The sequence below is a fragment of the Peribacillus psychrosaccharolyticus ATCC 23296 genome, assembly GCF_000305495.1.
GTDB lineage: Bacteria > Bacillota > Bacilli > Bacillales > DSM-1321 > Peribacillus > Peribacillus psychrosaccharolyticus.
In genome coordinates this window covers 26,508-51,404 of record NZ_AJTN02000221.1, presented here as the reverse complement: position 1 = coordinate 51,404, position 24,897 = coordinate 26,508, and the positions used below count along the sequence as shown (strand labels likewise).

General features: G+C 38.8%; 23 protein-coding genes, 1 pseudogene and 1 riboswitch. Of the genes and pseudogenes, 2 read left to right on the top strand and 22 right to left on the bottom strand.

Annotated features, from left to right (window positions below; genetic code table 11):
• Positions 1-15 precede the first annotated feature (15 nt).
• The 11 genes and pseudogenes from WYK_RS16535 to WYK_RS23410 form a co-directional block, all read right to left on the bottom strand.
• Positions 16-1,164 carry a glucose-1-phosphate adenylyltransferase gene (locus WYK_RS16535; protein WP_040375579.1) on the bottom strand — a complete coding sequence of 383 codons (1,149 nt, stop codon included), beginning with the start codon at positions 1,162-1,164 and terminating at the stop codon, positions 16-18.
• Complete coding sequence (gene glgB, locus WYK_RS16530; protein ID WP_040375578.1) at positions 1,154-3,103, bottom strand: 1,4-alpha-glucan branching protein GlgB; 1,950 nt, start codon at positions 3,101-3,103, stop codon at positions 1,154-1,156. The genes WYK_RS16535 and glgB overlap by 11 nt, the downstream gene beginning before the upstream one ends.
• A 182-nt stretch (positions 3,104-3,285) precedes the next feature.
• A complete protein-coding gene (locus tag WYK_RS16525; RefSeq protein ID WP_040375577.1) occupies positions 3,286-4,305 on the bottom strand; it encodes a glycoside hydrolase family 15 protein in 1,020 nt (339 codons plus the stop codon).
• A gap of 306 nt (positions 4,306-4,611) precedes the next feature.
• Positions 4,612-5,121: a mismatch-specific DNA-glycosylase gene (locus WYK_RS16520; RefSeq protein ID WP_040375576.1), complete on the bottom strand. Its 510-nt coding sequence runs from the start codon at positions 5,119-5,121 to the stop codon at positions 4,612-4,614.
• 55 nt (positions 5,122-5,176) lie between these two features.
• Positions 5,177-6,649, bottom strand: coding sequence for a phytoene desaturase family protein (locus WYK_RS16515; protein ID WP_040375575.1), 1,473 nt, complete (start codon positions 6,647-6,649; stop codon positions 5,177-5,179).
• On the bottom strand, positions 6,646-7,764 hold the full coding sequence (locus WYK_RS16510) for a glycosyltransferase family 2 protein (protein ID WP_040375574.1): 1,119 nt from the start codon (positions 7,762-7,764) through the stop codon (positions 6,646-6,648). Before WYK_RS16510 ends, WYK_RS16515 begins: the two co-directional genes overlap by 4 nt.
• Positions 7,761-8,495, bottom strand: a complete 735-nt coding sequence (locus tag WYK_RS16505; RefSeq protein WP_040375573.1) for a lysophospholipid acyltransferase family protein — start codon at positions 8,493-8,495, stop codon at positions 7,761-7,763. Before WYK_RS16505 ends, WYK_RS16510 begins: the two co-directional genes overlap by 4 nt.
• A complete protein-coding gene (locus WYK_RS16500; RefSeq protein ID WP_051387599.1) occupies positions 8,464-9,138 on the bottom strand; it encodes a carotenoid biosynthesis protein in 675 nt (224 codons plus the stop codon). Before WYK_RS16500 ends, WYK_RS16505 begins: the two co-directional genes overlap by 32 nt.
• A 40-nt stretch (positions 9,139-9,178) precedes the next feature.
• Entirely contained in the window at positions 9,179-10,033 is an 855-nt protein-coding gene (locus tag WYK_RS16495) for a phytoene/squalene synthase family protein (RefSeq protein WP_040375572.1), read from the bottom strand.
• Entirely contained in the window at positions 10,033-11,481 is a 1,449-nt protein-coding gene (locus WYK_RS16490; protein WP_040375571.1) for a phytoene desaturase family protein, read from the bottom strand. The genes WYK_RS16495 and WYK_RS16490 overlap by 1 nt, the downstream gene beginning before the upstream one ends.
• Positions 11,478-13,011, bottom strand: a pseudogene (locus WYK_RS23410) (phytoene desaturase family protein). The gene WYK_RS16490 and the pseudogene WYK_RS23410 overlap by 4 nt, the downstream one beginning before the upstream one ends.
• 147 nt (positions 13,012-13,158) lie before the next feature.
• Here WYK_RS23410 and WYK_RS16475 point away from each other — a divergent pair.
• Entirely contained in the window at positions 13,159-14,052 is an 894-nt protein-coding gene (locus tag WYK_RS16475) for a MerR family transcriptional regulator (RefSeq protein WP_040375569.1), read from the top strand.
• 37 nt (positions 14,053-14,089) lie between these two features.
• On the opposite strand, the gene ssuE is transcribed toward WYK_RS16475, so the two are convergent.
• The 3 genes from ssuE to pdxS form a co-directional block, all read right to left on the bottom strand.
• Complete coding sequence (gene ssuE / locus WYK_RS16470; RefSeq protein ID WP_040375568.1) at positions 14,090-14,635, bottom strand: NADPH-dependent FMN reductase; 546 nt, start codon at positions 14,633-14,635, stop codon at positions 14,090-14,092.
• A gap of 109 nt (positions 14,636-14,744) precedes the next feature.
• Positions 14,745-14,850: riboswitch (SAM riboswitch) on the bottom strand.
• Between the two features lie 88 nt (positions 14,851-14,938).
• On the bottom strand, positions 14,939-15,529 hold the full coding sequence (gene pdxT, locus WYK_RS16465) for a pyridoxal 5'-phosphate synthase glutaminase subunit PdxT (RefSeq protein WP_040375567.1): 591 nt from the start codon (positions 15,527-15,529) through the stop codon (positions 14,939-14,941).
• 1 nt (position 15,530) lies between these two features.
• A complete protein-coding gene (pdxS, locus tag WYK_RS16460) occupies positions 15,531-16,418 on the bottom strand; it encodes a pyridoxal 5'-phosphate synthase lyase subunit PdxS (RefSeq protein WP_040375566.1) in 888 nt (295 codons plus the stop codon).
• A gap of 122 nt (positions 16,419-16,540) precedes the next feature.
• On the opposite strand from pdxS, the gene pdxR reads away from it, so the two are divergent.
• The gene (gene pdxR, locus WYK_RS16455) at positions 16,541-17,947 is read left to right on the top strand and encodes a MocR-like pyridoxine biosynthesis transcription factor PdxR (protein WP_040375565.1); all 1,407 of its coding nucleotides are present in this window, start codon (positions 16,541-16,543) and stop codon (positions 17,945-17,947) included.
• A gap of 80 nt (positions 17,948-18,027) precedes the next feature.
• Here pdxR and WYK_RS16450 read toward each other — a convergent pair whose 3' ends face one another.
• The 8 genes from WYK_RS16450 to WYK_RS16425 form a co-directional block, all read right to left on the bottom strand.
• Positions 18,028-18,585 carry an AAA family ATPase gene (locus tag WYK_RS16450; protein WP_040375564.1) on the bottom strand — a complete coding sequence of 186 codons (558 nt, stop codon included), beginning with the start codon at positions 18,583-18,585 and terminating at the stop codon, positions 18,028-18,030.
• A 56-nt stretch (positions 18,586-18,641) separates the two neighbouring features.
• Positions 18,642-18,812, bottom strand: a complete 171-nt coding sequence (locus WYK_RS24995) for a hypothetical protein (protein WP_161629149.1) — start codon at positions 18,810-18,812, stop codon at positions 18,642-18,644.
• 66 nt (positions 18,813-18,878) lie between these two features.
• Positions 18,879-19,052 carry a hypothetical protein gene (locus tag WYK_RS24990; RefSeq protein WP_161629148.1) on the bottom strand — a complete coding sequence of 58 codons (174 nt, stop codon included), beginning with the start codon at positions 19,050-19,052 and terminating at the stop codon, positions 18,879-18,881.
• A gap of 38 nt (positions 19,053-19,090) precedes the next feature.
• Entirely contained in the window at positions 19,091-19,606 is a 516-nt protein-coding gene (locus WYK_RS16445; protein WP_152526488.1) for a hypothetical protein, read from the bottom strand.
• 986 nt (positions 19,607-20,592) lie between these two features.
• The gene (locus WYK_RS16440; RefSeq protein WP_040375562.1) at positions 20,593-21,267 is read right to left on the bottom strand and encodes an ABC transporter ATP-binding protein; all 675 of its coding nucleotides are present in this window, start codon (positions 21,265-21,267) and stop codon (positions 20,593-20,595) included.
• Position 21,268: 1 nt separating this feature from the next.
• A complete protein-coding gene (locus tag WYK_RS16435) occupies positions 21,269-22,303 on the bottom strand; it encodes an ABC transporter permease (protein ID WP_040375561.1) in 1,035 nt (344 codons plus the stop codon).
• 289 nt (positions 22,304-22,592) lie between these two features.
• Positions 22,593-23,963, bottom strand: coding sequence for a sensor histidine kinase (locus WYK_RS16430; protein WP_040375560.1), 1,371 nt, complete (start codon positions 23,961-23,963; stop codon positions 22,593-22,595).
• Positions 23,960-24,634: a response regulator gene (locus WYK_RS16425; protein ID WP_081704923.1), complete on the bottom strand. Its 675-nt coding sequence runs from the start codon at positions 24,632-24,634 to the stop codon at positions 23,960-23,962. Before WYK_RS16425 ends, WYK_RS16430 begins: the two co-directional genes overlap by 4 nt.
• Positions 24,635-24,897: the final 263 nt, after the last annotated feature.

Here is a 24,897-nt window from a genome sequence, read left to right as displayed (position 1 = left end):
CTTAATTTAATGAACTTACGACTTGGCATACGTTGATGAAATGATTTGATTTTCACCAATCAGTGTGATTCCCGTTTTATGTGCACCAATAACAGCTCCATCTTCAATAACGGTATCACTACCGATAATTGCCTTCTCAATCGTGACATTTTTGCCAATCTTCACGTTAGGCATGATCACTGAGTCTTTAATGATTGAGCCGCTTCCAACCTGCACATTATAAGATAAAACAGAATGAACAACCGTGCCCGATACCATGCATCCCTCATTGACTAATGACTGTGTTACATCAGCCTCTTCAGAGATATATTGCGGTGGATGATTGGCATTTCCTGCGTAGATTTGCCAGTTTGGATCTTCCAGTTCAAAGACAGTCGGTTCTTCAAGCATATCCATATGAGCTTCCCATAGGCTTTCAACCGTCCCTACATCTTTCCAATAATCGTTAAATCGATAAGCCTGCAAATTAGCCCCGTCATTGAGCATTTTAGGCATAATGTCCTTACCAAAATCGTTGCTGGAACCAATATCTTTTTCATCTTCGGTCAAATATTTTTTGAGATGTTTCCAGTTAAATAGATAAACCCCCATTGATGCAAGGTTATTTTTAGGATTTTTTGGTTTTTCGTCGAATTCAATAATTTGATCTGTATCGTCCGTATTCATAATCCCAAAGCGGTGTGCTTCATCCCACGGTACCTCAATGACAGCTACCGTTGCATGTGCACCTTTCGCAATATGAGCGGCAAGCATTTTGTTATAGTCCATTTTATAAATATGGTCGCCTGAAATAACGAGTACATATTCAGGGTCATACGTATCAATATAATGAAAATTTTGATAGACGGCATTTGCTGTGCCTTTGTACCATTCACCACCATCTTTATCCTTATATGGCGGCAGGAGTGCAACTCCACCGTAATTTCGATCAAGATCCCAAGGACGACCATTCCCTACATAGGAATTTAAGATATGCGGCTGGTATTGTGTCAGTACCCCTACTGTATCAATCCCGGAATGTGTACAATTACTTAATGTGAAATCAATAATCCGGTATTTACCGCCGAATGGAACGGCTGGTTTCGCTAAATCACTTGTCAATTCTCCGAGTCTCGATCCCTGACCACCTGCTAGAAGCATTGCTACCCATTTTTTAGATGCCATTTAAATTGACTCCCTTCTGCCGTTTTTTTGTTTGCTTCCTAAATATGGCCATTCCAAGCGGTGGGACTGTTATTTCCATACTGCATGGTTGATTATGGTGTGGAATCTTCTCCGCCTGAATGAAATCTGCATTGAACGTTCCTGAACCTCCATACGATTCTGCATCACTAGTAAAGGCTTCATAATACTGACCGCTCGAGGGAACCCCTATTTTATAGTCCCGGTATACAGAATCAGAGAAATTACAAACGACCAAACAATAATCGCCTTTCCGTTTTCCTCGACGCATAAAGGTGATGACACTCTGGCCGGCATTATCAGCATCAATCCATTCAAACCCTTCTGATTCATGATCTAGACGCCATAACGAATGCGTTTCTCTGTAAAAACTATTTAATTCTTTATAATAGTTAAAAAATTTGGAATGTGACTCATAATCCAAAAGCATCCAATCCATTTCTTCCCGATATTTCCATTCGTCAAACTGCCCAAACTCACTGCCCATAAATAAAAGTTTTTTTCCTGGATGTGTGAATAAATATCCGAATAAAAGACGTAAATTAGCGAATTTTTGCCAATAGTCACCAGGCATTTTGTTGACTAATGATCGTTTTCCATGAACCATTTCATCATGTGAAAACGGAAGGACATAATTTTCAGAAAATGCGTAAAAAAAGGAAAAAGTTAAGAGATGATGATGCTTTGGACGTTCATTTACAGAAAGCTTCATATATTTAAGTATGTCATTCGCCCATCCCATATTCCATTTGTAATTGAAACCAAGCCCGCCTGCAGAGGTTGGACCAGTTACGAGTGGATATTCGGTTGCTTCCTCAGCCATCATCAGTACACCAGGATACCTCTGAAATATGGTTTCATTCAATTTCTTTAAGAAGGCAATGGCTTCTAAATTCTTATCTCCGCCATACTGATTGGATAATTTAACAGGTAATGGATTATCATGATTTAAGTAAACAATAGAGGATACAGCATCGATGCGGAATCCGTCAACATGATAGACGTCCATCCAAAACATCGCATTTGAAATGAGGAAACTGACAACTTCAGGTTTACTATAATCAAAACTATAGGTCCCCCAAATCGGTCTCTCAGCTCGCAGGGGATCCGCCGATTCATAAAGGGGGGTACCATCAAAACGTCCAAGGCCTTGGATATCTTTACAAAAATGTGCCGGCACCCAGTCGAGAATAACCCCTATATCTCTTTGATGGCAGCGATCAATAAAGTACATTAGTTGTTCAGGCGTACCATACCTGCTTGTTGCTGAATAAAATCCAGTTATCTGATAGCCCCATGAACCATCAAACGGGTGCTCCATTACAGGCATTAATTCAATATGTGTGAAGCCATTCTCAACTGCATACTCCACTAACTCATCAGCAAGCTCCTGATATGTATAAAAATCACCATTTGCTTTTTGCTTCCATGAGGCAAGGTGAACTTCATAAATGGCCATTGGTTTATGGTATATATCCGTCTTCTTGCGTTTTGTCATCCATTTTTGGTCATTCCATTTATATGTATCCAAAGGATAGACTACCGAAGCGGTTGCCGGCCGAAGCTCTGAATAAAAAGCATATGGATCCGCCTTTAATTCTTTCTGTCCGCCTGGACCAGTCACTTCGTACTTATATATCTCTCCTTTTTTTAGGTCTGGAATAAACCCTACCCATATCCCCGAAGAGGCTAGTCGCTGCATTCGGTTTTGACCGCCATTCCAAGCATTAAAATTCCCCACTACAGACACATTTTTCGCATGAGGTGCCCATACTGCAAAGCGAACTCCATGGAGATTTTCCTCTGAAACCAGATGCGCACCAAGCATCTTATAACTCTCGAACAATGTTCCTTCATGAAAAAGATAAACATCGAAATCACTCGGAAAAAGTTGTTTAGGTACCTCGAACATTTTTTCCATTTCCTACACCTCCTCCAATTTAATGGTAATTCTTACTCTTTACCCTACTCTCTTCTAAAATATTCGCCCTTCGATAAATAAAATCCTTTAATTAAAGATATAACTTTATATTTAAACGCTTACATAGTAGAAAAACAAAAAAACCTCCATTTCTGAAGGATTTTTGGTTAAATAAATCAATATTAATTATTCCCCATTAATTGATTCGAAGACATACTCATTCGATTTAAAAACAGATAAGAAAGAGAAACAGACCAAGCAAGGGGTGTATTTCCGTTTGGCACATTAATTCCACCAATATATAGTTCCGGGATCTCCCAATTATCAGGAATAATTCGTTCTGTTTTCATGACATATTCATAGGCTTTCTCATACATGCCTAATTCAAAATAACATAAGCCCAGCCAAGGAAGACCAAAACACCATTCTGCTTCGCTGCCTTCATTATAATATTGATCATGGGCATACCGAATAACGCCATTTGTCCGCTCCAGCTTTTGAGAAACCATTTCCACAATTTTTAGTGCTGTTTTCCGATCAACAATTCTATAAGGATAAACAAGTGACAAGAGAGCAAGGTCTGTCTCTTTGGTTATGCTTTCTCGTGGTAAGAGAAAACGCAATGTTTCTTCACCCTTTTGAATTAATTCTTCGTTGACATTAACCAGCATTTTCACCGAGTGTAGACCCGCTACACAGGCTCCCACACTTGAAGCATGCAATTCAATATTTTCTTCCCACATTCCATTATCATGTGCTTCCCAGTACTGTAAACACTCTAGATAGTCTACTAATTTTTGAACCATCAAGAGATCTTTCTCATCTCGAATAATTTTTTGCCCTTGCCGTATGCCCTCCCCAACACCCCATAAGAAGGCTCCTAACGCATCATTCTGCGCATGCCCCCACTCTTGACTGATTTCCTTTAATTCAGTCGAGTACCGGGAATGAATGTGTTCAAAGAGATACATAGGTTTCTTTTCACGATGTATATCAATTTTCCATTCATACGTTTTAAAAAGATCAAACAAAGCATGATAAGCTTTTTCATACCGTTCAGAAGGACTTTGTAAAAAAGGCAGTACCGTATAGACCACATCACGTATCCAAACATAATTATAATCTTGTGAGATACTCGCTGTATATGCACCATTGGGAAGACGCATTCGATCTAATACATCAAGCGCATCATTTAATTTCATGCTAGACACCCCCATTTATTATCAGCTTTTACCGCTTATTAAAGCGCTTTCAATTAGTGAATAAAAAAAGTCCGAACATGTTGATTTACATGTAATAGTTTATGTAGATACATGTTCATTTGATAATCAAGGAAAGGATATTCCACTAAAATGAACACTTGCCTACACCTTTGGCTAAGAATCGATGGTCTATACGGACAGTGAACTAGGTATATGGTCCTTATATATATTGTATCGGTCATACCTAAAACAATTTAATACTTTTTAAAAATAAAAACCAGTCGGCCCGAAAGCTAACTGGTTTCCTCACTTTAGTTTCAATGCATCGGCGAGTTTTCGGTATATATCTGTTACCTCCGCTACTTTCATTCGTACCAATCCACTTGATGAAGGCGCGACAAAGTCGATGGTGCCAGGCACGATTGACGGGTGTTGAAAACCCCAGTCCACCTTTTTCTTTCCTGAATATTCCTGATAAACACCCTTGCCTACGAAGCAAGCGTATTTAGGCTTAAATAGCTCGATTTTTTCTTTCAATTGCTGCCGTCCAATCATGTATTCTTCTTTCGTAATATCCGCTGCTCCCACTGTGGGTCTCGATACAATATTCGTGAACCCATACCCAAGCTCCAGCAGGGATGCATCTTCTTCAGGTAAATACCTGCTTGATGTTAAGCCTGAATCATGGAGAATCTTCCAAAATCGATTGGCGGGATTTGCATAGTGATGTCCCTCTTCTCCTGAACGTATACTTGGGTTAAAACCGATAAAAAGGATGAGTAAGTTGTTATCAAGATGATCTGGAATATAATCCATATTCTACTCCTTTGACTATAAGTCCCTCTAGTATAATACAAGCTGACTAAAGTATCTATTCCCTCATAATCTCTTTAGCAACAAGCTGACCTGATTTTGTCACAATCGGGGTGCCCCCGCCAGGATGAGTACTGCCTCCAACAAACCATAGGTTTTTGATATCTTTAGACTTATTTTTAATTTTGGAAAAAGCTTGTGTAAACGTATTAGAGGACATGCCATAAATAGCTCCCCTATGAGCGCCGGAATACGCAGCTAGATCACCTGGTGTGATGATTTTTTGATACATGATGTTTTGCCTTAAGTTACTCAACCCCTTTTTTTCTAACGTTTGAATGATTTTGTCAGCATAATCGTTTTTAACTTGATCGAAAGCATATTGCTCGGTTAAATATGGTGCATTGATGAGAATAAATAGATTACTATGACCCGTTGGGGCTAGACTCTCTTCAGACTTACCTGAATAACAAATATATATAGCAGGGTTGTCTGGGAGTTGTTTCTTTGTGAAGATATCCTTAAACTCCTCTTGGTAGTTTTCAGGAAAAAACACGTTATGATGTTCAAGCTGTGGATACTGTTTACTCACTCCTAATAAAAGGACAAACCCTGACAGGGAAGGCTCATAGCTTGCTAGTTTACGATTAGTCATGGATGGCCGGTGGGCTTCATCAATTAACTGTTGGTAAATGGTCAAGGCATCTCCATTAGCAACCACAAGATCTGTTTCAAATAGGCCCTCTGCCGTTTCTACTCCCTTCACCGTAGCTGATTCAACATGAATCTTATGTACTTCGCAACTCTTTTTAATCGTAACTCCAAGTTCCACAGCTAGTTTTTCGAAAGCTGAAACAATCGAGTAGGTTCCACCTGTCACACCGAAAATTCCCAATTTACCCTCTAGAAAAGCCATCATCGTAAAAATCTGCGGAGCTTGATTCGGCGCTGAACCTACATAAGTTGCATACCTGCCAAAAAGAGCCTGTGAATTACCGTGACTAAAAAAGGAGGATAGACTTTGAGTCATCGACGTGAACGGTTTTATTTGCACAAAGCTTTTTAGCAAATGTAGATTTATACGATCCTGCCAACGCAGTAATAGTGTATTTAAAAAACGTTTTTCAGAGATTCGGTACAGCTTCTGAGAGTGTTCTAGAAAGGCTCGGTACTGTTTGGCATCACTTATACTATATTCAGAGATTTGCTGTTCCATTTCTTCCGTTTTATCGGTAAGATCAAGTAAATGACCATCACTAAAAAAATGTCGGGTCATGTTGTTAATTCGATAGAAGTGCAAATAATCGTCAATCTTTCTTCCAGCTTGTTGAAATACTTCTTCGAAGGCCGAAAGCATCGTAATCGTACTAGGACCTAAATCAAACGTATAGCCGTCTTCTTCTATTCGCTTCAACTTCCCACCAAGCGTCGCTTCTTTTTCAACTATTGTTACCTGGTACCCATTTGCAGCAAGCGAAATCGCACATGAAAGCCCGCCAAGACCTCCCCCAATGATTATAACTTTCTTCATGTATAGCTCCGCCCTTTCCATAGGTATCCTTTTTTCGACCAAGCGATGCGCACACTATCTAAACCGATTACGATTACCATACAAATGCTGAGTGGAATTAAGAAGCCATAATACCAAGGTAATCGGTTAGCGCAATCGATTATTGCTTTAATAGCAGCCCCAACTATCATAAAAATGATTCCAGGATAAATAAGTGCAGAATTAGACATTATCCCAATTATCACGAGGATTGGCGGGACAAGATACAACAGACTGTAGTAGCCAAAAACAAGAAAAAGGAGAATGAAATTGCGATTAACGCCTTGAAAAATATTCTTGCGGTATCCGCTCCACACCTCTGCAGCGTTTTGGTACATTTTCATTGATACATATTCACTGATTTGTGCGAGAGTAAAAGATAAGCCGTGTTTTTTTACCAACCTTGCTAGTTCAATATCATCAATGAGCGTAGACCGGATAGCGGAATGACCGCCAATTTGCATGTACACCCTTTGTTCAATTAGAATAAATCCGCCATGAGCAGCAGCAAACCGAGGGTCCGATGATGCACGAACCAGCTTGACTGGCAGATGACATGCCACCAAAAACATCATCATTGGGACAACGATTTTTTCCAGCCAGCTATCAACTTGTTGCTTTGGAAAGCCTGAAATCATCCCCTTTTCTTGTTTGGTTAAAATAGAGATTGCTTCCATCGCATTTTGTTCCAATCTGACATCTGCATCTAAAAATAAATACCAGTTTGATTTTGCTGCCAATGCGAGTTGATGACAAGCATAGGACTTTCCAAGCCAACCTTGTTCAAGCGGTTTCCCTTCTAGTAAAGTAATGATGGGATAACGTTTTGCTAATTCCTTAACAATGAAAGCTGTCTCATCACTTGAATTATCATTCAGCACCAAAATTTCTGATGGAAGCATCGTTTGATTGAGAATAGATAGTAAGCAAGCCTCAATTCTGTCGGCTTCATCGCGGGCTGGAATTAAGATCGATAAAGAAGGATTAGTTCTATTTTTTTCTACATGGGCTAAGCGAGGAAATTGTCGTAAATTCCACCAAACAAAAAGGAATTGAAGAAGTAAGGTGCCGCCAATTATTATGAGAAACAGTGTCATTTCTTCCCTCCTCTTTTCCAACCATTATATAAATCACTCGTTGATTTTCCCTGTTTAAACGCCGGCACAAAGGCTTCATGTTGTGAATAGTCGATATCCGCTATAGCAGTCTCTCGATGAGTATTCAGCTGTTCTGCAAGAATACTTGCAAGCTGCATCGTCAAGGCGCCACGTTCAGTTTGCTTTCCTTTGATATGAATGGCCTCACCAAATACAAGTGATGCTGTTGGTTTTTGAAGCTGACTAAAGGAATAATATATACTAACAGGCTTAACGGCCACATCATCAAAGCGATTAATGAGAAAGCCTGCCCCGCTCTCAAAAATAAGTGGTCTTTGCTCTTGGTGAACAATTTCTCCTTGAGGAAATAACCACACATTATGCTTATCTTTTAAGAGGTTTTCTGCATATTTCATGCTTTGTCGTAATTGACTGCCATTCTTCCGATCAACCGAAAATGCACCAAGCTTACGAAAAAACGGATAAGTTTTAAGCCCCTCTTCATCCATCATCATATATTGCTCGTTTACTGAGTACTGTTGGGCAAGCTGGAATATGAGTAATCCATCCCACCATGAACAATGATTAGCAATGTATAGTACGGGAAGTGATGAATGATAATCGAATTCCCCTTTGATTAATAGCTTTGAAAAATGTCTTTTTAGTAAATAGCAAGATTGATAACGATAAAATATGCTGCTAAAGAGTCTGCTTTTCTTGGCGGTAATCAAGCTGATGCCTCCCTTCACAAAGAAGAATGATGAATAGCGCTAAAGCTGCAATTATAGGTAATTCTTCTTTCCAAGCGAGCAAACCAAATAAGAGTATCATTAATTGATAGATTCGTATTGCCCATATACGGTTGCTTGCAGGAATCTTTTGTAGGGGAAATAAAAAGGAAAAACAAGCAGCGATTATTCCCCAGCTTAGAAAATTCACAAAAGGAACGCCAAAGAACCCGCCTTCAGCTTCCCAATGCCAAAAGTTTCGTACATATGCCACTGGATCTAGAATTAAATCGAGCAAGATCACCCAAAATCCTGTTTCCAGGGCCCGTATGGTCTTTGAGCGTTGATTGGAAAGCAGCAAACTGTTTAAAATCACGCCTACCCAGGCAAGTGCAATCGTAAATGGAACGCCTAAAACTAATGGACCAAGTGTCGGATAATAATAATACTCACCAAATGGAAAGCCTGTATTAATTCCGATGTATTCAATGGTAAAGGTTATACTAGCGATTATGACCGCTTTACTTAGGAAAAAGCGACGAGATTCGAAGACGGATAAACTCGTTTCGACCAAGCTGAGTGTATAAAAAACTAAAAACAGCCCATTTGAAAATTCAAGCCAAGGCGGCACCTCAAAAAACACCATCAATACTAACCCCACTGTATACCAGCAAAGAAATAGATACCTAAGCTTCACGTGATACCACACTACATGAAGCTTCCTTAACTGAACTGGTGAGAGCTTTCAAAAAAATCTCCTGTTTTTTCCTATCAGTCACAATGGCTCGTTTTTTGTACACCTGATAATTGTTTACGACGACCTGTTCCATAATTGCGGCATAGTATCCTGACGCTAGTTGGACACAAAAAGCACTTTTTTCGGGGTACGTTTCCAGCTTTGTCATTCCTTTAATAAACCAGCGGTCCGCAAGATTCATTAACTCGTTTATCATCGATGTAAAGTTGTCATCGATCAAACGATGCGAAAAGTCTGAATCTGAATAGCCATGCTTATCCATTAACTGTTTTGGGATATATCTTCTGCTTCTTTCCTGATCTTCGCCAACATCACGTATAATATTGACAATTTGCATCGCTTTCCCCAGATAGATTCCCGCTTCCTCAATTTCTTTAGTTGGCTGGTCATGAAGGACCGGCAGCAGCATTTGTCCGACCGATCCTGCCACCTGTTCACAATAAACTTCTAATTCCTTCATGCTGGTGTACTTCATAAAGTTCAAATCAGATGCTTGACCTTGCATTTGTTTATAAAATGGCTCTTTGAAAAGCCACCTTAGTGAAGGCCAGATAAAATGTCCACTGGCAAACTCCAAGTGGGTAAATTTTTCTTTTAATTCGATTAATGTGTAAGGCGATTGTTCGGGTTCATCAACTGAATCATCAATCATTCTACAAAAAGCATAGATAACAAAGACCCCCTCGCGTTTAGGATAGTCTAAATGTTGAAAGGCACTGTAAAAGCTGGCAGATCCTTTCTTCATCATTTCTTCACATGCACGCATTACGGCAGAGTTTTTCATTAGCCCAGCTCCTTTTTAATTTGTTGACTTAATAGACGTGAGCCCTGCATCACAATCGGAACGCCGCCCCCTGGATGAACAGATGCACCGACACTATATAAGCGGTCAATTTTGTAAGGCTTAACCTGGGGCCTAAATCCACCGGATTGCATGAGGATTGGGGCAATGCCAAAGCTGCCGCCTTGATAAAGTCCATCTTTAATTGAATCAGCTGGCGTACGAATATCCTGCCAGACAATATGTTCTCGTAAACCTTTAAAGAGGGCTGTTTCCGCTTTGTCGATTACTTTTCTAACCAATTCATCCTTTATTTGATCCCAGTCAATTTCCTGACCAGATGGTACAGGGATGAGAAAGTAGAGGACGCTTTCGTTAGCAGGTGCTGCCTCTTCATCAATACTCACTGGATTGAAGACATAAAAGGAAGGATCCTCCGGCACCTGTTTTGTCTTAAAAACCTGTTCCATATGGTCATCGAATGAATCGGCCATGAAAAATTGATGGGTTTTTGCCGAAGGGAATCTCTTTGTAACACCTAAATAAATGAGCACACACCCTGAAGATGGCGTGTAGTCTTTTTTCTTAACATGTTTGTTGTCTGGAATTAATCCAGGAAGGTTTGGGAAATCTCCGTTAAATACCACTGCATCATATAAATTGGTAGTTTGATTGACTTTCACACCCTTACAAACATTTTGTTCGACCAATATCTCCTCAACCTTTGCTTCACGATGAATAGTCACTCCTTGTTCAAGACATGCTTTTTCAAGAATTGCTGCAAGGCCGGCATAGCCTCCTTTCAAATACCAAATTCCATGGGCATGTTCACTATACGAAACTAATCCATATAGTGCAGGGGCTTCTAGTGGTGATCCTCCAATATAGAGAGATTGTAATGCATAGGCATCTTGCAGTTTTGAATGGTCAAAATAAGAAGCTAAAAATTGTTTCATAGATTTATAGGCTCGTGATTGCAACAACAGTTTGATGTTTTCAGGCGTTAAAAAATCTCGCTTTGTTTTAAACGACTTGCTTAAAAAACTATCCACCCCAATTGTAAAAATCTCTGACATATCGGAAAGATAACGTAAGTAATGAGCCCCTTCACCAGGAAATACCTTTTCAATTTCTTCAAGCTGACGAGGTAAATCTCGGTATTTTGTATACGTACTTCCATCCGAATAATGCAAATCATAAAGCGGTTCACACGAAATTAACTCTAATGCACTACTCGGTATGCCTGCTTCTGAAAGGATTTCTTTTAGCATCTCAGGCAGGAGAATAATCGTCGGCCCCTGGTCAATTTGATAACGACCGTTTCCTTGGTAAGCAAGTCGGCCTCCAACCACCGCTTCTTTTTCATAGATGGTAACTTGTTTGCCTTGTTTCGCTAATAATAAAGCGGAGGTCATCCCCCCAACGCCAGCTCCAATGACAGCGATCTTCATACCATCTTCACTCCCTTTTCAGTATTGAGAGTTTTTTGAATTCGCTCTTTGTGTTGATACTGCTTGATTAATAAATCACTGCTGATTTTTGCGGATTCAAATATAGTGGGCAGTCCGCTTCCTGGATGTGTACCTCCCCCTACTAAAAAACAATGTTGAACATCTTCAAATTGATTATGCGGACGCAAATACATCATCTGATCAAGGCTGTGTGCAAAACTGAAGGTAGCCCCTTTATACACGTAAATATCATTCTGCCAATCTAGCGGAGTAATGATTCGTTCTGTTTCAATAAGATTACGAATATCATGCAACCCTGGCTCCTGTTCCAGCCGCTTGAGCATAGCTTCTTTAATCGTCTCTTTTTCTGTTTCCCAATTAATGTCGGCCTGAAGGTTGGGAACCGGCATTAGAACCATTAAGGCAGATTTACCTTGCGGAGCAAGTGTAGGATCTATACGAGAAGGATTATGTACATAGATAGATGGATCAGCAGATAACACCATTTCTTTTGTCATTTCATCGACATTTTTTTTATAATCCTTCGCAAACAAAATCATATGATGTGGTAGATCTACCTCTGCATCAATGCCTAAATAAAGCATAAACGTTGAGCACGATAGTTTTTTCTTTCAATTTTTTCTTTACGGTATTTCTTCAAATCTTTTTGTTCAAAAAGATGGGTAGCTGCATGACCAAAATCTGCATTGATAATGACATCATCTGTTTCAACTATTTCCCATTTTCTAAATGTAACCCAACAGCCACACCATTTTTAACTATAACCTTTTTGACGCCAGTACCGGTTTTAATCGTGCCGCCATTTTCAAGAGTCACATCTGCCATTGCCTTACATAACTGGTTCAACCCTCCCTTTGGGTGGAACAATCCAAATCCATGCTCTAAATAGGAGAGAATCGTAAACGTTCCGGGACAATTCCAGGCAGACATCCCTAAATACTTCGTTTGAAAAGAAAAGGCCCATTTTAATCGTTCATCAGTAAAGTAGGTTGATAGCTGTCCGTAAACAGTATCGAGAGCATTGATTTTAGGTAAAGCAGTCAGCATATTAAGAGACAAATAATCTGTCAGCTTTGAAAACGGCTGTTGCAAAAGTTTCATGACGGAATCAAACTTCTCTGCTTCCCTGGTCATAAAGCGTTCATACCCTTTTTCATTACCTGGAAAGGTTTGTTTCAGTAACGCGACCATTTCTTCCCTTTTACGTGTGGGAGAAAATGAAACGCCATCTTCAAATTTCAAGGTATATAACGGATCAACTTCTTGAACTTCTACGTAATCATGTAAATTTCTATCAACAGACTCGAATAACTCTTCTAACAATTGAGGCATCATAAAAAAAGTCGGCCCCATATCAAACGAATAATCACCTAATGTAATTCTAGATGTGCGCCCTCCGATATAGGGTTGTTTTTCAAATACAGTGACGTCAAACCCCTTTGAACTCAACAACATAGCGGATGCCAACCCTCCTGGTCCAGCACCGATAATACTAACCTTTTTATTTATTTTCACATTTATTCCTCCTAAATTAAAAAAATCATGTACACGTCTTGTATAATGTTATTATAATGAATGCATAACATATGTACAATCGTTTTCTTCAATTTATGTAAAAACTTATACATTCGTTATACAGGAAGTGAGTGAGTAATTATGTTTGGAATTCAAAAAGTCTCTGAAATGACTGGAATCTCTTCCATCACATTACGAGCATGGGAAACGCGATACGGAATTATCCAGCCAAAACGAGCAGATGGAGGGCATCGTCTCTATTCTGCTGAAGATATTGACGATATTATTTGGGTCAAAAAACAAAAGGAAGAAAAAGGGATTTCATTAAGGCAGACGATGGAGCTTCTAAAAAAAAGGAGGGGAATTGAATCCAAAAATCAACAAAAAATCCTTCCACAAATTAAGGGAGGAAGTTTTGAGGATTTTTCCACAGAATTATTTGATGCGCTCATTAATTACGAAATGAAGCTTGCTGATAAACTAATTAACATCAGTCTCGCTATGTATAATTTTGAAGAAGTTTGTCATTATATTTTTATCCCTATTCTACATAAAGTTGGGAACGAATGGGCTGACGGCAAACTAAGTGTTGCGGAGGAACACTTAATCAGCAGTTTTCTTGAACGGAGGATTCAATCCTTTCTTATCGAGGTACCGGAGCAGCCGATGGCAGTGCGGGCAATCGCTCTTTGTCCAGAACTTGAGCAGCATAAAATAGGTCTGTTATTGTTTTCCCTATTTCTTAATAAACGTGGAGTTCAGGTCTATTTCCTTGGACAAAATACACCTGTAGACTATTTAGAAAAAATGATTGCGGTTAATCAAATCCGATTGGTGTGCATTTCCATGACCATTAAACAGAACAGTGAAAGCATCCAAGAAATGATTACAAAATTATCACATTCCTTTAAAGACATCACGTTTGTCATTGGTGGTGAAGGGGCGGCTTTCTTACCTGAAGAGTTAACGTTTTATCAAATAAAAGGGGGTCTTGAGGAGTGGAAACACTGGTTTAACGAGTTTAACCTGAAATGAAAACAGCACTTCGGGCTATCCGAAGTGCTGTTATTTTTTAAACGGGTATGACCTGCACCTTTTGAATCGCTTCCCTAAACTCTTCTGCTTGAATCCTGATTCGTTGTAATAGGTCTTCATCCTCTATTGGCGCTGACAAATTTTCTTTGTTAATTTTCTTGTCTATTATATAGATTCCTTGAAGCGGCTGTCCTTTCAAGACGGCAATTAATGGTTTCAATGCATAATCAATTGCCAATAAATGTGCCGGACTTCCACCAACCATGATTGGTAAAACAGGTTTATTCTTTAACGCACCCTCTGGCAGTAAATCAATAACCGTTTTTAATACACCCGTATAAGAAGCCTTGTATACTGGAGAACCAATAATCACTCCATCCGCTTTTTCAATCAGCTCAGAAAATTTTTTAATTTCAGGGCTATTGTACCGAGCATGAATTAAGTCACCTTCAGGGAAATCACGTACGCTTACAGTAGTTGCCTTAAATCCGTGCTGTTCAATGATTCCTTTTATAAAGTCTAGCGCTAAATCTGTTCGTGAGGGGGCGGACGGACTCCCAGATAAAATTACAATTTCACTCATAGTGTAGGATCCTTTCTTGGTTCATGTTTTATCGTCTTGCTGCTTGAAATAATTTTTCTTACACACAAAAATATCCCCAATCATAGAGAAAGAGGACATTTTGAATCTACTCTTATCTCTCAAGACACTGCTTGCTGGATTTAGCACCTGCTTGCTCGAGAGCATAGGTTGCTGAAGCTTCATAGGGCCAGTCCCTCAGCTTCTCTTGATAAGAATATTAAGTTGTAATTATCATAATTGTTTGAATAGTCTATGTCAAGGTTATATATAAAAACCATACTCATTTACTATAATCGTTCCTGGTTAAGATGAATGGCTTACCATTGACGATTCAACCATTTCACTGAACATTTTATAAAAACGGTTATCATCGGTCAGTTCTGGATGAAACGCGCTGACTAGCAGATGATCACAGCGGGCGGCGACTATTTTTTCATCCACTCGTGCTAGAATTTCAACCTGATCACCTGCTGATATAATATACGGTGCACGTATAAATACCGCTTGAAAAGGAGCCTTCATTCCTTCTATTTCAATATTTGCTTCAAAACTATCAATTTGTCTCCCAAAACCATTGCGTTTAACGACGATGTCCATGATTTTTAAATGAGCAGACTCAGATCCTTCAAGCTCTTTGGCAACGAGGACCATGCCCGCACAGGTACCGAAAATAGGTTTTTGTTGATTAGAAAAATCTTTAATCGCTTCGATGAATCCATAATGAGCCATTAACTTCCCAATTGCTGTACTTTCACCACCAGGGATAATCAGCCCATCTAGTTCCTTCAACTGCCGAGGGTGTTTGACCATTATGGCTTCAGACCCTGTATTGATTATTTGTTTAAGATGTTCCTCTACAGCACCTTGTAAGGCCACTACACCAATTACTGCCATGTTACAATCCTCGCTCCTGCATACGGTCTGCCGCAGCAAGCTTAGAAATATCGATACCTGTCATTGGAGATCCAAGTTCCTTAGAAAGCGCACCAATTAATTCGTAATCATTATAAAACGTCGTTGCCTGAACAATAGCGTTGGCAAACTTCTCTGGATTTTCCGATTTAAATACCCCAGAACCTACGAATACCCCATCTGCACCAAGTTCCATCATCAATGCAGCGTCCGATGGAGTAGCGACTCCACCTGCAGCAAAGTTTACGACAGGTAATTTCCCTTCTTTTTTAATTTGTTTAAGAATTTCATATGGAGCTCCTAAATTTTTCGCTTCCACCATTAATTCGTCGTCATTCATCAAGATTATTTTCCTAATTTGAGCCTGAACTTTACGCATATGACGAACAGCTTCCACAATATTTCCCGTACCTGGTTCCCCTTTTGTACGAAGCATTGACGCTCCTTCACCAATTCTTCGAGCAGCTTCACCTAAATCGCGACAGCCGCATACAAACGGAACGGTAAACTGGCTTTTCAGGATATGAAATTCGTCATCAGCGGGGGTCAATACTTCACTTTCATCAATATAATCTACCCCCATGGCTTCTAGCACTCTTGCTTCAATGATATGACCAATTCTTGCTTTTGCCATTACAGGAATCGAGACAGCATTCAGTACAGCTTCAGTTATTCTTGGATCAGCCATTCTTGCGACCCCTCCAGCTGCACGAATATCAGAAGGCACTCTTTCAAGTGCCATTACAGCTACTGCGCCTGCTGCTTCCGCAATCTTAGCTTGCTCGGCATTGACAACATCCATGATGACTCCGCCCTTTTGCATATGAGCCATCCCTCGTTTAACCGCATCCGTTGCTATTAATTTATTCATCTCTTCATCTCCCAATTTATATTGATTTTTTGCTATATGTTCTTTAGTATATAAACCAAGTGAATGTATTAAAAGTGTCAGTTTTGCAAAAAACAATGGGTTCAGAGAAAGAAGGAGAATAGATGGATAGGTTAGCAGTTGAATTAAATAGAGACAGTTCCATTCCAATGTACGAACAGTTATATGCACATATTAAAGCTGAAATTACGGAAGGCAGGCTGCTTTTCCAAACAAAGCTGCCATCAAAACGTAAGTTAGCAGATGCCTTACATATAAGTTTAAATACAGTTGAAACAGCTTACGAACAGCTGACCGCTGAAGGCTACCTCGAGGTTATTCCACGTAAAGGCTATTTCGTGATGGCATCGGAAGATTTGGAATATATCGGAGCAAAAAGTACACTTCCCTTACAAACGAATCAGCAAACAAATTCAATTACTATTGATTTTCATCCCAGTCAAATTGATACAGAAAACTTTCCTTTTCAACAATGGCGTAAATATGCCAAAAACAGTATGCAAGAAGAACATCATGAATGGCTTCTACTTGGAGACTCACAAGGAGAAATAGAGTTGCGTCATGAAATCGCAGTATACCTTTATCATGCTCGAGGTGTAAAATGCAGCCCGGATCAAATTATTGTGGGCGCTGGGATTGAAATTCTATTACAGCAGCTCGTTTTACTATTAAACCCAACTACGATTTATGGTGTCGAAGATCCCGGATATCATCTGATTCAGCAAATTTTAACTTGCTATAATCATCAAGTGTATCCACTCGCAGTAGATGAAGAAGGCCTTATCGTGAAAAATGTCGAGAACTCACCGATTAATATCGTCTATGTAACCCCTTCCCACCACTTTCCCTACGGCACCGTTTTGTCTGTTAACCGACGAACGCAATTACTAAATTGGGCCAACGGTCATACAGATCGCTTTATTATTGAAGACGATTATGATAGTGAATTTCGATATACTGGTAAAGCAATTCCCTCCCTACAGAGCTTAGATCAGACAGAGAAAGTCATCTACTTAGGGTCATTTTCAAAATCACTAATGCCATCCATTCGAATTAGCTACATGGTCCTGCCAAAACAACTGCTCACTAGGCATCAGCAAGAACTCTCTTTCTACCACTCTACTGTTTCAAGAATAGATCAACATATCTTAACCGAATTCATGAGAATGGGAGACTTTGAGAAACATTTGAATCGTATGCGTAAGCTTTACCGTCGTAAGTTAGAAATGGTTTTAGCCTCAATAAAACCCCATTCTTCTACGATCACAATCATTGGTGAGCAATCGGGGCTTCATGTTGTATTAGCGGTTAACAATGGAATGACTGAAGACACACTAGTCACAAAAGCTGCAGCGGCTGGGGTTAAAATCTATCCAGTATCACTCTACTCGATGGCTGAACAGAACCTTCCACATCCACAAATCATTCTTGGCTTTGCCGGCATCCCAGAGACTAAACTAACAGAGTCACTGAATGTATTATTAGGAAGCTGGGGTTTTAACAGGAAATGAGCGAACCGATGAAGCAAAAGTACTCTTTCGACTCTTTGAATAAAAAAAAGAGCTTGAAATATACTTCCAAGCTTACATGATTATAAATTAAATCTTGCTGAAATTAGGTTAGCTGCTTCTATCGCACTTAATTTAGTATTATTTATTTTTATGTAATGTTCTTTTGTTAATTCACCGTTGAAGGAGTTTAATCTGTGTTTTTTCATTGACTCCTTTAATTCATTTTCTGACCAATCTATGTTCCTTTTGGTAGGTTTGTGCTCAAGTCTATGTGAACTTTTATTTCGTTCTAGTCTCACATTCATTTCGGATTCTAGCTCAACGAAATAAATCGTTGCCCCTTTTGATTGAAAAATTTCACAGAGATCGTCCACATACTTCCAATCCTCTGGTTGGTCGAATGCCCACACATAGGTAAATATCAAGCCTTTCAGCTCACTCACAGAAACGGCTTTAAATATTTCTGTCCTAAATAAATTCGATAATCTCCACATTTCAGGACTAAACTTGAAAAGTGGTTCAAGTAATTCAATGGTCATGTGGTTATGAAACAGTTTCAAATCAGTTATCTTTTCTAGTTCTTGTCCGACTGTCATTTTACCCACTGCTTGAGGTCCAAACAAAAGAACAAGTTTCATAATTTCCCTCCTGCTAATTACTTCGAGTAGAGACTTTCCCATTCTGATTTCTCACTTTAAGACCTGTTCTTCCAATCATGATAAAAATCTTGAATAACTGAAAGAATGGTATTTAGCGTAAGTAATATTAAAAACAACATCATGACTGTCGCTATTTCCCCTGTAAAAAAGGCGATCATAGCAATACCAATTATCCAGACAAAAAACATAGGTGACTTCATTTTCATTTAAAAAACCTCTCCTATCTCAGTTACAAAACGAAAAGTTCAGTGAAGAGCAATCCTAAAAATAACCTATTTAGCGCGGTTATCTTTAAACTTACTTATGTAATACATCACCACTGCAATGGTTTGGATCGTTAAACCACTAATTAAAAATAGATTCTGAGAATTACTATGTCCTAGTTTAGTAAAACCAATTATTGAAAAAATTAACCCAATCAAATTTAAATACCAGGCAATTTTCATTTTTTCCCTCCCAATCGATCGAAAGACCTCACTAATGCTTAGGAAATCAATAAGTTTTTAAATAAAATAGGAATGTCTTTTTCTTTTATCCTCGCGAGGTCGTTAAATGATACGCCTTGCTCCAAGAGAGTATCCACCATTTCCCAGCCTGCATAGTAAGCTTCTCTTTCATGATTAGTTGCTCCCTTGCCAATCGTAAATTTATAAACAGTTTCTGATGAGTCATCCTCCAGATAAGGTAAAATCCCTTTGAAAATTTCTTCTTTCTTTCCTATACACGATGTTAACCAATTCTCTTTATGTTCAATATACCGTTCATCCGCTTCTCCTGGTACTAAGAATTTACTAACACGAGTGGCTAAACCTTCTTCCAAGATGGTAAGTGCAATAGTACGCTGCCAGTGTGAAGTAAGACTGGCTGTTTTTGCATGGACAATATGTGTTAGTTCATGTACCAATAAGATTTCAGAGCTACCGCTTTCAATGGGTAAACATAATGCAATCCGATCTTGATCAAAAGGAGCCACAAAAGGATTGTTGTCAAAAGTACCCACAAAATCCAAGCTGCTCCCAAATTATAAGAGCGCTTTCACTTCTTCAAGACGACTTTCTAGCTCTGTATGATTAGGTTTCCACTTTTGTATATATTCTAGATGCTTTTGATACGTATCCCAAGCTTTCTCGAATAATGACTTAGCTAATTTCCGCCCCTCTTCCCCAGGAGGAATGGCAGCGAAATTATAATGTTCTTCCCATAAAGCCCATCGGTCTTCCTTATTTATTCCAACTTGATTGCTTTTCTGAAAAAATTTAAGAACTTAGGAACTAAGTTTATAACCTCAATCTTGTCGATAATAGTACCTCTTTTCTGATGTATTCATTTTTATTCTGTACGATTATTCTGTCCCAGTATCAGAGGGCAGCCTCCTTATCATCCATTCAGAGTTATAGGATTATATTTTTTAGAAAGAGTATACCGTACAATAAACCAGCCAAAATCACCATAAACAGTCCAAAGATAAAAAATCCGTATGTAAATCCTTTCATCATTGAAAATAGATCTAAAGCTATGTTTTTATAAAAACTAAGTATCCTTTGCATACCCATCCCCCAAGAGAATTAATTACTATATATTACCACAAAAATTTTAATAAAAGATGCTGAATTAGCAAAACCTCTTGTTAAATGAATGTTTGACTAATAACCCTTCATTTCATTAACTTTTCCCCTTTTTTAGGTATCGTTGAATGAAAAGACACTGTATATAACCATAGGGAAGTAAATCCACATAAGGAAAATGTAACTTATATCTAGAGGAGAAGTCTTTTCATTGTTTTTAAATTAATGATACAATTACATGGAGATTTAAAGGGGGTTCATTACGGCTGCCACGAAGAACAGATTCCCTTCCCTACAAGTCAAGCCTAGCAAGCTTTTAAGATAAAGAAGTCAAAAGGAGAAAAAATCCCTTACATAGATATTATATATTCTGGTCTGTTTTAAATTATTTATTGGCTGTTTTTAAGTTTAAATCTGTCTTTTACACTATCAATCCGTCTTTCATTGTGATAACCCGGTCCGAATATGTTAGCATTTCTTCATCATGGGTTACCATCAACGTTGTAATGTTCAACCTTTTAGTCAAGTCTTGGATTAACTTCATTACGTCTTTCGATCTTTTTGAGTCTAAACTCGCTGTGGGTTCATCCGCAAAAAGCATTTTAGGTTGGTGAATGATTGCCCTTGCAATTGCCACCCGCTGTTTTTCCCCACCTGACAACGAAGAAGGATAGGAGTCTCTGCGATGATCCATTTCGACCAATTTGAGTATTTTTGTGACTTCCACTTTTTGTTCCTGTTTTTTTATTTTTGTATCTGAAATGGTAAGCATTAGCATCAGTTGTTCTTCTACAGTAAGAAAAGGAACGAGATGAGAGGATTGAAAGACGAATCCGAACTCGCTTGCCCGGATTTGACGGATTTGCTCCTGACTCATGTTAGTCATATTTTTTCCATTGAAATATACATGACCATCCGATGCACGTTGAAGACCAGCCGCTATTGTAAGAAGCGTACTTTTACCGGATCCCGATGGACCAACTAATGCCGTAATTTCTCCTTCATCGAGGGAAAGGTTGATTCCTTTTAAAACTTGTTCTTCCACGTCTCCATTTGCAAACGATTTTTTAACTTTATCAATCATGAATATTGCCATATTAAATCTCTCCTTGTTGAATCGCATGTAATGGTTCGACTTTTCTAATTTGGAAGCCTGAGAGCGTAGCACCGATAAATCCGATTATCAAGAATATGATTGATAGTTGAATAGTTATCTCTAGTGTTAAAATGAAAGGCATTCCTTCAGGAGCAATCATTGTAAAACCCTGACTCAATGCAACTGACAAAGTGAGTGCAATCGCGGTAATAAAGAACATTTGGTACCACATCATCCCAAATAATCGACTAGTCTTAACACCGAGCGCTCTCAAAATCCCGTACAAACCAATCTTTTGAACATTCATCATATAGAAGAAAATCGCGAACAACATTCCACTGATGACAACTAAAAACCAAATGATCATATTGAGTGACATCTGTTCCGCACTATAACTTGGAATTGTACTAAGAAACTCTTTATTTGAAAATGATTGTAATCCGTCAATAGCTTGTGCATTATCTTGTCCAGGTACAAATACCAGTTGCATTTCTTTTACACCGTAAATTTCTTGGTAGTTTTCCATATTGATATATGCAACAGGTGCGTGGCTATACTTCTTTTGATCTACAAAGCCTTTCACTATGAATTCTCCGCCGAACTGATTGTTCGTAACGGCATCTCCAACTTTAATACCGTCTTCCTCTATTGATTGATCTAATACAATTTCTCCTATTTCAACTTTCTCAAATAAATTTGAATCAGTCGAAGTGACAAAGGCAACACTATGTTGTTTATCATCTGCGTCATTAACAAAACCCATTTGAATAGACAGTGCCGCAGCATCCTTCTGCTCATTCACTAATGTTTCTTGTGTGCTTTCATCTATTCTCGAAAGATTATAGGTTTCATTCGCATGCTCATTCATATAAAATTGACCATCTGGTAAATCTTTTATTAAAGCCGCATTATCTTGGGATAAACCATTCGATAATCCAGAAATGATAAGTGTTAAAAAACTAACTAGAAAAACGATTGAACCAAGAATCAGAAATCTTATTTTGCTTTTCTTAATTTCTTTCCATGCAATGTTCATGTTAACTCCTCCATTTCACTTAATATCTTCAGTTTAAACGTCTAAGGTGAACGGAAGATTAACAGGTGATAACATTTGAAGCTCCTTCACCGTTTTCCAATAATTAATTTAAGGTTAGTTCGATTAAGGTTAGTAAAGAAAGAATACATTTTAGAAAAATGGAATAGATTTTAAAATCATAGAATCCATAGCTCTAAGAGGGAATTAGGAGGTTGAGGCAGAACGAACCAGCTTAAAAAAGTTCACAGCTCTAGAAAGCTGTGAACTTGTATAGAAGGTGAACGACTGGTTACAGAAGAGGAAGTTTTACTTGAACTGTCGTACCTATAGCGGGAGTACTGGTAATTTCGATGGTACCCTTATGTAGTTCGATAATTTCTTTTACAATGGCCAGACCTAAACCTGAACCTTTTAATGAACGTGTACGAGCTTGATCAGCCCGGTAAAATCGGTCGAATGCGTGTTTGACCTCATGAGGAGACATACCAACACCTTCATCTTGAATGTTTAAAATCATAGAATCAGGAGTAGATGTCATCTGAATTTCAATGGAACAGCCTGGTTCACTATATTTAATGGCATTAGTCAGCAAGTTCTCCCAAACAGTTTGAAGAAGTGGTGCATTACCTCTCACTTTGATGGATTCCGATATAAAGGAAATCCCAAGCTCTTTTTCTTCAAATGCAAAGCGTAGATGAGAAAGCGTTTCGCGCACTTGTTGATCGACATAGACTTCCTCCACTGGATCCGTCGCTTCTGCATCAAATGATGCTAAGGTCAATAATTGATTAGTCAAGAGAGACATGCGTGTTATTTCTTCTTGGATAATGGCTGAGTACTGCTCTTTTTCGTTCTCACTCACTCCTTCTTTTTGAAGCAAAGTCAAATAGCTTTGTATAGTATGAAGGGGGGATTGAATATCATGGGAAACATTGTGCACAAATTCTTTCCGCTTTAAAATAGATCTTTCAATACGAGCACGCATAGTTAGAAATTGATCGGCTAGACGGCCTATTTCATCTTTACGATCAATAGAAAGCGGCACATTGAAGGATTCGGAACCCATTTTCTCTGTTGCTTCGGTCAATTTTATGATGGGTAGAATCAACAGTCGTGCAACAATCAGCATTCCGATAAAACTTAACAAAATAATCCCCACTGCCAGTCCCCCGAATAATAGGTGGAGCTCTTGAAGAAGAAGTTTAATGTTCGGACGCAAAAACAGCGCATGGCGTTCACCATCAATGACTATCGATACACCGACAGTATTTTTTAATTCATTTGCAAAAAAACCAGTCACAAAGGTTTCCCTTGGAAAATCACGAATGCCATTGTAGACTTTTCCATCAAGCACTTGTCGAATAACGGCGTCATCCATCGTTTCATCCCGATAGTGACCACCAAAACGCCTGACCGTCTCTCCATCCGTCATATAAAGCTGATAACCAGCTTCACCCAACAAAGCTAGGGTTTCTTCAGCACGAGCAGATGTTGTTTCATTTAAGAAATCAGCTATGGAACTGGCAATGGTCATATTTTTATCGTTATTTTCGCCTTTTAAATATTGGTGATAATAGATATTCATCGCGAAAAAGGCAATCAGGCTGCTGACAAGCATCGTAGTGAAGGTAAACCAAATAAATTTAACATAAAGACTCATCTGACCACCTCAATTTTATACCCCACACCCCGTACAGTTATAATCTGAACATCTGGAGCAAATCGTTCTAAGCGTTGCCGCAGGCGATTAATATGAACATTAACCGTCTGTTCATCCCCTTGAAAATCGATTCCCCAAATCCGTTCTATCATCAAATCCCTACTCAACACTTGATTGGGCTGTGACGCAAGGAGTGAGAGTAATTCGAATTCCTTTAAAGGAGTGAGCAAGGTACCGTTGGTTGATCGTGCTTCATAGCTTTTGAGGTCGATTGTGAGTGAACCGATAGTCAGCAGGTCGTTCTCTGGATGATTATATCTCCGTAAAATGGCTTTAACGCGGTACAATAACTCCTTCGATTCAAAAGGCTTGACCAAATAATCGTCAGATCCGGCCAAGAACCCGCGTTCTTTATCTTCAATATGATGCCGTGCTGTAAGCAGAATAACCGGAAGGTCGTACTCTGTACGCAGTATTTGCGTTAGTTCAAACCCATCGATGCCGGGCATCATAACATCAACCACTGCTAAATTCATAGTTTCGGACTCGATACGCAATAATGCTTCCTCACCAGAAGTCACTTGCACTACTTCATACCCCGCTTGTCGAAGTTCAGCTGCAACAAAATTCAACATATGTACATCATCATCTACCGCTAATATTCTAATCACTTTAGTCATCCTTTACTTTATGATATGAAAGTAGAAAATCAGTACGCAATATATATGCAGCTACATAAATAGTAGTAGTTTACAATCCACAAAGAGGCAGATTATCACTATCCACTTTATCTAATTTACTATCTAAAAGCAAAATAGAGTAGTGGGTTAGATTTTATAATTGCTGATTATTAATAATGGTTCAATAATTATCCATTTAAATCGAAGGGATGCTCTAATGAGAACCAAGCAGATATGTTCCCGCCGCCGCATAT

Coding starts and splice junctions, on each gene's coding strand:
- WYK_RS16500 (WP_051387599.1), bottom strand. CDS start 9,138: ATGGTGTTTTTTGAGGTGCCGCCTTGGCTTGAATTTTCAAATGGGCTG.
- WYK_RS24995 (WP_161629149.1), bottom strand. CDS start 18,812: ATGAAAATGAAGTCACCTATGTTTTTTGTCTGGATAATTGGTATTGCT.
- pdxR (WP_040375565.1), top strand. CDS start 16,541: ATGGATAGGTTAGCAGTTGAATTAAATAGAGACAGTTCCATTCCAATG.
- WYK_RS16535 (WP_040375579.1), bottom strand. CDS start 1,164: ATGGCATCTAAAAAATGGGTAGCAATGCTTCTAGCAGGTGGTCAGGGA.
- glgB (WP_040375578.1), bottom strand. CDS start 3,103: ATGGAAAAAATGTTCGAGGTACCTAAACAACTTTTTCCGAGTGATTTC.
- WYK_RS16430 (WP_040375560.1), bottom strand. CDS start 23,963: ATGAGTCTTTATGTTAAATTTATTTGGTTTACCTTCACTACGATGCTT.
- WYK_RS16435 (WP_040375561.1), bottom strand. CDS start 22,303: ATGAACATTGCATGGAAAGAAATTAAGAAAAGCAAAATAAGATTTCTG.
- WYK_RS16510 (WP_040375574.1), bottom strand. CDS start 7,764: ATGACACTGTTTCTCATAATAATTGGCGGCACCTTACTTCTTCAATTC.
- WYK_RS16475 (WP_040375569.1), top strand. CDS start 13,159: ATGTTTGGAATTCAAAAAGTCTCTGAAATGACTGGAATCTCTTCCATC.
- WYK_RS16520 (WP_040375576.1), bottom strand. CDS start 5,121: ATGGATTATATTCCAGATCATCTTGATAACAACTTACTCATCCTTTTT.
- WYK_RS16515 (WP_040375575.1), bottom strand. CDS start 6,649: ATGAAGAAAGTTATAATCATTGGGGGAGGTCTTGGCGGGCTTTCATGT.
- WYK_RS24990 (WP_161629148.1), bottom strand. CDS start 19,052: ATGAAAATTGCCTGGTATTTAAATTTGATTGGGTTAATTTTTTCAATA.
- pdxS (WP_040375566.1), bottom strand. CDS start 16,418: ATGAATAAATTAATAGCAACGGATGCGGTTAAACGAGGGATGGCTCAT.
- WYK_RS16525 (WP_040375577.1), bottom strand. CDS start 4,305: ATGAAATTAAATGATGCGCTTGATGTATTAGATCGAATGCGTCTTCCC.
- WYK_RS16490 (WP_040375571.1), bottom strand. CDS start 11,481: ATGAAGATCGCTGTCATTGGAGCTGGCGTTGGGGGGATGACCTCCGCT.
- WYK_RS16440 (WP_040375562.1), bottom strand. CDS start 21,267: ATGGCAATATTCATGATTGATAAAGTTAAAAAATCGTTTGCAAATGGA.
- WYK_RS16495 (WP_040375572.1), bottom strand. CDS start 10,033: ATGAAAAACTCTGCCGTAATGCGTGCATGTGAAGAAATGATGAAGAAA.
- pdxT (WP_040375567.1), bottom strand. CDS start 15,529: ATGGCAGTAATTGGTGTAGTGGCCTTACAAGGTGCTGTAGAGGAACAT.
- ssuE (WP_040375568.1), bottom strand. CDS start 14,635: ATGAGTGAAATTGTAATTTTATCTGGGAGTCCGTCCGCCCCCTCACGA.
- WYK_RS16450 (WP_040375564.1), bottom strand. CDS start 18,585: ATGAAACTTGTTCTTTTGTTTGGACCTCAAGCAGTGGGTAAAATGACA.